8 protein-coding genes are annotated in these 7,289 nt (G+C 75.4%); 2 read left to right on the top strand and 6 right to left on the bottom strand.

Translation table 11 applies throughout. From position 1 onward, the window contains the following. A partial coding sequence (locus tag AB6N23_RS07245) for a spore germination YkwD domain-containing protein (RefSeq protein ID WP_412865415.1) occupies positions 1 to 423 on the top strand: 423 nt, incomplete at its 5' end. A 140-nt stretch (positions 424 to 563) separates the two neighbouring features. On the opposite strand, the gene rocD is transcribed toward AB6N23_RS07245, so the two are convergent. The 3 genes from rocD to AB6N23_RS07230 all read right to left on the bottom strand — a co-directional run bounded on the left by rocD (position 564) and on the right by AB6N23_RS07230 (position 3,393). Then, positions 564 to 1,841: an ornithine--oxo-acid transaminase gene (rocD, locus tag AB6N23_RS07240; RefSeq protein ID WP_412865414.1), complete on the bottom strand. Its 1,278-nt coding sequence runs from the start codon at positions 1,839 to 1,841 to the stop codon at positions 564 to 566. 5 nt (positions 1,842 to 1,846) lie between these two features. Continuing rightward, a complete protein-coding gene (ddaH, locus tag AB6N23_RS07235; protein WP_412865413.1) occupies positions 1,847 to 2,674 on the bottom strand; it encodes a dimethylargininase in 828 nt (275 codons plus the stop codon). Positions 2,675 to 2,874: 200 nt separating this feature from the next. Then, complete coding sequence (locus AB6N23_RS07230) at positions 2,875 to 3,393, bottom strand: SRPBCC family protein (protein ID WP_412865412.1); 519 nt, start codon at positions 3,391 to 3,393, stop codon at positions 2,875 to 2,877. A 33-nt stretch (positions 3,394 to 3,426) separates the two neighbouring features. On the opposite strand from AB6N23_RS07230, the gene AB6N23_RS07225 reads away from it, so the two are divergent. Next, entirely contained in the window at positions 3,427 to 4,419 is a 993-nt protein-coding gene (locus AB6N23_RS07225; RefSeq protein ID WP_412865411.1) for an aldo/keto reductase, read from the top strand. 135 nt (positions 4,420 to 4,554) lie between these two features. On the opposite strand, the gene AB6N23_RS07220 is transcribed toward AB6N23_RS07225, so the two are convergent. The 3 genes from AB6N23_RS07220 to AB6N23_RS07210 form a co-directional block, all read right to left on the bottom strand. After that, complete coding sequence (locus AB6N23_RS07220) at positions 4,555 to 5,277, bottom strand: hypothetical protein (RefSeq protein ID WP_412865410.1); 723 nt, start codon at positions 5,275 to 5,277, stop codon at positions 4,555 to 4,557. Next, positions 5,277 to 5,816, bottom strand: coding sequence for an OsmC family protein (locus AB6N23_RS07215; protein ID WP_412865409.1), 540 nt, complete (start codon positions 5,814 to 5,816; stop codon positions 5,277 to 5,279). Before AB6N23_RS07215 ends, AB6N23_RS07220 begins: the two co-directional genes overlap by 1 nt. An 82-nt stretch (positions 5,817 to 5,898) precedes the next feature. Continuing rightward, positions 5,899 to 7,284, bottom strand: coding sequence for a GntP family permease (locus AB6N23_RS07210; protein ID WP_412865408.1), 1,386 nt, complete (start codon positions 7,282 to 7,284; stop codon positions 5,899 to 5,901). Positions 7,285 to 7,289 lie beyond the last annotated feature (5 nt).

Below are 7,289 nucleotides of genomic sequence, written 5' to 3'. Positions count from 1 at the left end.
GCCCCGCGCGCCGCGTCCGCCCCGGCGGCCTCGGGTGGCGGCGCACCGGCCCGGGCGCCCGCGGCGGGTCTGCCGCTCGCCGGTTCGGTGGTCGGCGCCGGCGACGTCGGTGCGGCGCTCAACGCGCACCGCGAGGCCAACGGGCTCGGACGGCTGAACATCGTCCCGTCCGGGGCGCGCGGCGAGCACGCCATGCAGATGGCCGCCTCCGACAGCATCTGGCACTCCGGCACGCGCGCCGGCTCGGTGAAGGCGCGGCCCGAGATCGTCGGGCGCGTCTCGCCGGCCAGCGCGTCCCGCATGATCGCCGCCTACGCGGGCTCGAGCGGCCACAACGCGCAGATGCTCGGCAGCTACTCGACCGCCTACGTCGGCGTGGTGCTCCACGACGGCTGGATGTACACGTCCATCACGTTCAGCTGACGCCGCCAGGAACACCGCGCCGGCTCCCGCACCGGGAACGCCCCCACCATCCCGCCCCCAGCGCCGAACGGCATACCGGTGGCGTTCTGCGACCCGTGAACGGCACCAGCATTCCGGTCGGCGTGAGGTGGGGGTGGGGGTCAGGGGGCGGTCAGGGCGGCCGTGAGGTCGTCGAGGGCGCGGTCGAGGTCGGCGGCGTCCACCGTGAGAGGCGGGGCGAGGCGGACGGTCGCGCCGTGCGTGTCCTTGGCGAGGACGCCGCGTGCCAGCAGCCGCTCGCACAGCTCCCGGCCCGACGCCGGCCCGCCCGGCAGGCCGGGGACGACGTCCAGGCCGGCCCACAGGCCGACGGTCCGCACGCCGTGCAGCAGGCCGTCGTCCATGAGCGCCGCGAGCCGGTGGCCGAGGTGCTCGCCGAGCGTGCGGGCGCGCGCCTGCAGCGTGCCGGGCGTCAGCAGGTCGACGACCGCGAGGCCCACCGCGCACGCCAGCGGGTTGCCGCCGAACGTCGACCCGTGCGTGCCGGCGGTCAGCACCTCGAGCACGTCGGCGCGCCCGACCACCGCGGACACCGGCACGATCCCGCCGCCGAGCGCCTTGCCGAGCGTCACGAGGTCCGGGCGGACGTCCCAGCGTTCGCACGCGAGGGTCGAGCCGGTGCGGCCGAGTCCGGACTGGATCTCGTCCGCGACGAGCAGCACGCCGGCGTCGTCGCACACCCGGCGCACGGCCGGCAGGTAGTCGTCCGGCGGCACGACGACGCCCTGCTCGCCCTGCACGGGCTCGAGCAGCACGGCGACCGTCGTCTCGTCGACGGCGCGGGCGAGGGCGGCGGCGTCGCCGTACGGCACGGTGACGAACCCGGGCGTGAACGGGCCGAAGCCGCGGCGGGCATCCGGGTCGGTCGAGAACGACACGATGGTCGTCGTGCGGCCGTGGAAGTTGCCGTCGGCGACGACGATCGTCGCGCGGTCGGCGGGCACGCCGCGGACCTCGTAGCCCCACTTGCGGCTGGCTTTGATCGCCGTCTCGACGGCCTCCGCGCCGGTGTTCATCGGCAGGACGAGGTGCGAGCGCCCGGCCAGCAGCGGACCGACGAGCCCGGTCAGCGCCTGGGCGAAGGGCTCGAGCAGCTCGTGGTCGAACGCGCGGGACGTCAGCGTCAGCCGGTCGAGCTGCGCGTGCGCCGCCGCGACGAGCGCGGGGTGCCGGTGCCCGAAGTTCAGCGCCGAGTACGCCGACAGCAGGTCCAGGTACCGGCGTCCCGTGGTGTCGGTGACCCACGCGCCCTCGCCGGTGGCGACCGTGACGGGCAGCGGGTGGTAGTTCGGCGCCAGCGCCGACCCGACGCCCGACGCGACGGCACCCGCACCGACGGCACCCGCACCGACGGCGTCCGCACCCGTCACCGTCGCCATCCCGCTCACCTCCGCAGCTCGAGCGTGCAGCACTTGGCCCCGCCGCCGCCCTTGAGCAGCTCGCTCGTGTCGACGGGGATCGGCGTGTACCCGCGCTCGCGCAGGGCGCCGGCGAGGTGCGTCGCGGCGGGCGCGACGACGACGTGCTCGCCGTCCGACACGGCGTTGAGGCCGAGCGCCGCGGCGTCGTCCTCGGTCGCGACGACGGCCTCGGGGAAGAGCCGGCGGAGCACGGACCGCGAGCCGGGCGAGAACGCCGGCGGGTAGTACGCGATCTGCGGGTCCGCGGCGTCGGACGACAGCACCGCGAGCGCCGTGTCGAGGTGGTAGTAGTGCGGGTCCACGAGCTCGAGGGAGATGACGGGCCGGCCGACGAGCTCCTGGAGCTCGGCGTGCGCGGCGCGCGCCGTGCGGAACCCGGTGCCGGCGAGGACGAGGTCCCCGACGACGAGCAGGTCGCCCTCGCCCTCGTTGGTCTGCGCGGCGGTGTGCGTGACCCAGCCGCGGTCGGCGAACCACTTCTGGTACGCGGGACCCTCGGGCTGCCGCTCGGGGTAGCGGAACTTCGCGGAGTACACGACGCCGTCGACGACGGTCGCGCCGTTGGCCGCGTAGACCATGTCGGGCAGTCCCGGCAGCGGGTCGATCGTCTCGACGGTGTGCCCGAGGTCGAGGTAGGTGTCGCGCAGCGTGCGCCACTGCCGCACGGCCAGGTCCGCGTCCGTGTGCCGCGTCTTGTCCATCCACGGGTTGATCTCGTACGAGACCGTGTAGTGGGTGGGCTCGCACATGAGGTAGTGGCGCGGGGTGGGGCCGGGGGCGTGCGCGGTCATGGGGCTCCTCGTGGGGTGCGCAAGGACGGGGACGTGCGGTGCGCGGGTGGGCGCGCCGGTGGTCCCGAGCGTACGAGCGGCGGCGCGCACGGCGGCGCAGGCACCGTTGCGCGCCTGGGCGCGATCTGTTGCGCGAACTGCGCGTCAACCGACGATCGATTGCGTCGAAACGCAGGCGTGACGTCGATGACGTGCGCGCGTCACGCCCGCAGCTCGCGCGCCGCCCGGCCGAGCACGACGCGCAGCATGAGGGCCAGCGCCGGAGCGGTGAGCCGCGACGTCAGCGCGTCCGGCAGCGGCCCCGCCAGCGGCACCCGCTCCTCCCACGTGACGCGGCAGGTGGCGTCGTCGACCGGCTCGACGCAGATCGTCGCCTCGCCGAGCAGCAGGGGGCCGTGCTTCGCGAACACCGCGACGCCGGGGGAGGCGCCCGCCCCGTCGCCGCCCGGCGCGTCGTACCGCGTGATGGTCATGCGGTCGGGCAGGCCGGGGGCGCCGAACCGGGCGAGCGGCCCCGAGACGGCCTCGACGTGCGTGCCGAGCCGCGGGCCGCCGTCGGTCTCCACGCGGGTCTGCGGGACCCAGCGCGCGTGGTTCCGGGCGTCGGTGAGGGCCGTGAACGCCGTGCGCGCGGGGGCGGGGAACGTCCGCGTGACGCGCGCCCCCGTGACCCCGTCGCGCGCCGCGGCGCCGGCGGGACGTGCGGTGGGCGTCGTCATGCACCGATCCTCCCCCGGGGTACCGTCGGGGGCATGCGCACGCGGGTACTCGGTAGGACAGGACGTGAGGTCGGGGTCGTCGGGCTGGGCTGCTGGCAGCTCGGCGGCGACTGGGGGACGGTCGGCGACGACACGGCGCTCGAGGTGCTCGACGCGGCCGTCGGTGCCGGCGTGACGTTCCTCGACACCGCCGACGTGTACGGGGACGGGCGGTCGGAGAAGGTCATCGGCCGGTTCCTCGCCGAGCGTCCCGAGGTGGCGGCGCGCGTGACGGTCGCGACGAAGATGGGCCGCCGGGCCGACCCGCACGTGCCCGAGGCGTACTCGCTCGACGCGTTCCGCGCCTGGAACGACCGCAGCCGCGACAACCTCGGCGTCGACACGCTCGACCTCGTGCAGCTGCACTGCCCGCCGACCGACGTGTACGGCCGCGACGAGGTCTTCGACGCGCTCGACACGCTCGTCGAGGAGAACCGCGTCGCCGCCTACGGCGTCTCCGTCGAGACCGTCGACGAGGCGCTCGCGGCCATCGCGCGCCCGCACGTCGCGAGCGTGCAGATCATCCTCAACGTGTTCCGCCGCAAGCCGCTCGAGCGCGTGCTGCCCGCCGCGGCCGAGGCCGGCGTCGGCATCATCGCGCGGGTGCCGCTCGCCTCCGGGCTGCTCAGCGGCAAGTACGACGCGTCGACGCAGTTCGCGGCGGACGACCACCGGAGCTTCAACCGCCACGGCGAGGCGTTCGACGTCGGCGAGACGTTCGCGGGCGTGCCGTACGAGGTCGGTGTGGAGGCGGCGCAGGAGGTCGCGCAGCACACGCCGTCCGGCGCCACGACGGCCCAGCTCGCGCTGCGGTGGATCGTCGACCAGCCCGGTGTCTCGGTGGTCATCCCCGGTGCCCGGACGCCCGAGCAGGCCCGCGCCAACGCGGCGGCCGAGCAGCTCGCGCCGCTCGACGACGCGACGCTCGCGGCGCTCGCCGACGTGTACGACCGGCGCATCAAGGAGCACGTGCACGACCGCTGGTGACGCGGCCGGCACGACCGGTCGACGCACCGCCCGGACGACGGACGGGGCCCGGCGCCGCGGGGGGATCACCCCTCGCGCGGCACCGGGCCCCGTCCGTGCGCCCGGCGGTCGTGCACCGACAGCGCCCGGGAGTCGTCAGCGCCCGCGCGGCAGCGACGGCGTGCGCCCGTCCAGGCTGGGCCGGTCCACGTCGCGCGCGACGCCCTCCACGACCTGCGGGAAGCGCTCCGGCGGCGGCCCGAACGCGAGGCGCGCGCCGTCGACGACGGTCCGGCCCATCGCCCGCCCGCCGGCGACGCCGATCGCGGCGCCGATGCCGTAGGGCGCGAGCCGCCCGAGCGCGAGGCCGGCGAACTTCGCCGCCTGCTTCTGCATCATCTTGCGCATGAGCGTGGAGTTGACCTTCTTCACCGACGAGCGCGGCATCCGGGTCAGCAGGAGCCGGCCCATGCGCAGCGTCGAGAGCTCGCCGACGCTGCTGCCGACCGCCTTCGCGCCGTCCTCGCCCAGGACGCTCGCCAGCAGCAGCGCCTTGCGCCGCTCGGTGTCCTCGACCTCGATGCCGTGCACCGACGCCACGGCCAGCGAGAACGCGGCCGACGCGCCGAAGAACGTCGCCACGTCGCTCACGGTCAGCGCCGTCGCGACGCCCGTGCCCACGACGGGCGCGGCGGCGGCCGCACCGACGGCACCGCCCGCACCGGCGACGACGAGCAGGTACTCCTTCTCGAGCAGCTCGACGATCCGCGCGGGGCTCGCCTCCGGGTTGCGCCGGCGCAGGCTCTCGACGTGGGCGTGGATGGTGGCGGACGGGATGGTGACCGCCTTGTCGAGGGCGGACTGGAGGACCTGCGGCATCAACGCTCCCCGGTGACGTGGAGGGTGGTGGTGGCGCCGGCCTCGAGGGTCCGGCCGACGGTGCAGTGCTGGTCGACGGCACGGTGCACGACGGTCAGGAGGCGGTCCCGGGCGGCGTCGTCGAGCGACGACAGGTCCACCTCGAGCTCCTCGGTGAGGTGCGGGTACCGGTCCTCCGTCGGGTGCGCGAGCCCGCCGACGCGGATCGTCACGCGCACGTCGTCGCCGAGGCGCCGGGCGAGCGCCGCGTCGCTCGACAGGCCGCTGCACGCGCCGAGCGCGATCTTGAGGAGCTCGCCGGGGGAGAAGGCGCCCTCGTCCCCGACGGAGCCGATGAGCACCTCGGCGCCGCGCGAGCTGCGCCCGGTGTAGCGACGCGTGCCGGTGCGCTCCAGCCACAGCTGCGTGTCGCCGGCGTTCGCCAGGGGGTCGGTGGGGTCGGAGGCCGCGGTCGCCGTCGCGGGGTCGCCCAGGGCGGTGCCCTCGGCGGCCGGCGCCGGGTCGCCCGCGAGGTCGCGCGCGTCCTGCTCGGTCGTCATGGCGCCGATCCTCGCACGGGGCCCCGACGCCCGCGCGGGACCGGTGCCGCCGTCCTGGCGGCCCCGGCCCCGCGCGGCGGCGTCAGCCGACCGCGAAGAACACCAGCGCGATGGCGAAGCCCATGAGGCCGATGAGGGTCTCGAGCACCGTCCACGTCTTGAGCGTCGTGCGCACGTCCATGCCGAAGAACCGGCCCACGAGCCAGAAGCCCGAGTCGTTGACGTGCGACGCCATGACGGACCCGGCGGCCACCGCGAGCACGATCGCCGCGAGCTGCACGGCCGAGAAGTCGCCCGACGCGACGGCCGGCTCGATGAGCCCGGCCGTCGTGATGAGCGCGACCGTCGCGGAGCCCTGCGCGACGCGCAGGATCGTGGCGATGAGGAACCCGGCGACGATGATCGGCAGGCCGAGGTCGCCGAGGGCGTCCTCGAGCGCCGCGCCGATGCCCGACGCGCGCAGCACGGCGCCGAACATGCCGCCCGCGCCGGTGATGAGGATGACGGAGCAGACGGGGCCGAGCGACGACTCGAGCAGCCGCTCGATCGCCGTCTTGTCGCGCCCGCGCCGGTGGCCCATCACCCACGCGGCGACGAGCACGGCGATGAGCAGCGCGACCGGCGTCGAGCCGATGGCCCGCGCGACCTGCACCCACGTGGCGTCGGCGTCCACGACACCGGCGGTGCCCAGCGTGTTCAGCCCCGTGTTGACGAAGATCAGCAGGAGCGGCAGCAGCAGGACGCCCAGCACGGTCCCGAACGACGGCGGGTTGTCCGGCGCCTCCTCGTCCGACGTCCGCCCCAGCAGCTCCGGCACCGGCAGCACCCAGCGGCGGCCGGCCCACACGCCGAACAGGTACGACGTCACGTACCAGGTGGGGATCGCCACGACCAGGCCCAGCAGCACGACCATGCCGGGGTTGGCGCCCAGCAGCTCGGACGCCGCGACGGGCCCCGGGTGCGGCGGCACGAACACGTGCATCACGGAGAACGCACCGGCCGTCGGCAGGCCGTACGTCAGCACGGACCCGCCCAGGCGCCGCGCGACCGCGAACACGATGGGCAGCATGACGACCAGGCCGGCGTCGAAGAAGATCGGGAAGCCGAAGATCAGCGACGCGACGCCGAGCGCCAGCGGTGCCCGCTTCTCGCCGAACCGCCGCACGAGCGTGTCCGCCATGACCTTCGCGCCGCCGGAGGTCTCGACCATCCGGCCGAGCATGGCCCCGAGCCCGACGAGCAGCGCGACCGACCCGAGCGTCGTGCCGAACCCCGTCGTCAGCACGTCGACGACCGCCCCCGCGGGCACCCCCGTCGCGAACGCCGTGACCAGCGAGACGAGGATCAGCGCGAGGAACGCGTGCAGGCGCAGGCGGATGATGAGGAAGAGCAGCAGCGCGATCGCGGCCGCGGCGATGCCGAGCAGCGGCCCGGCCCCCAGCGTCTGTTCCCAGTCCTCCGGTGGCACGGGTC

The sequence above is a fragment of the Cellulomonas pasadenensis genome (genome assembly GCF_047229365.1).
Lineage (GTDB): Bacteria > Actinomycetota > Actinomycetes > Actinomycetales > Cellulomonadaceae > Cellulomonas.
This window is presented reverse-complemented; position numbering and strand designations above follow the sequence as displayed.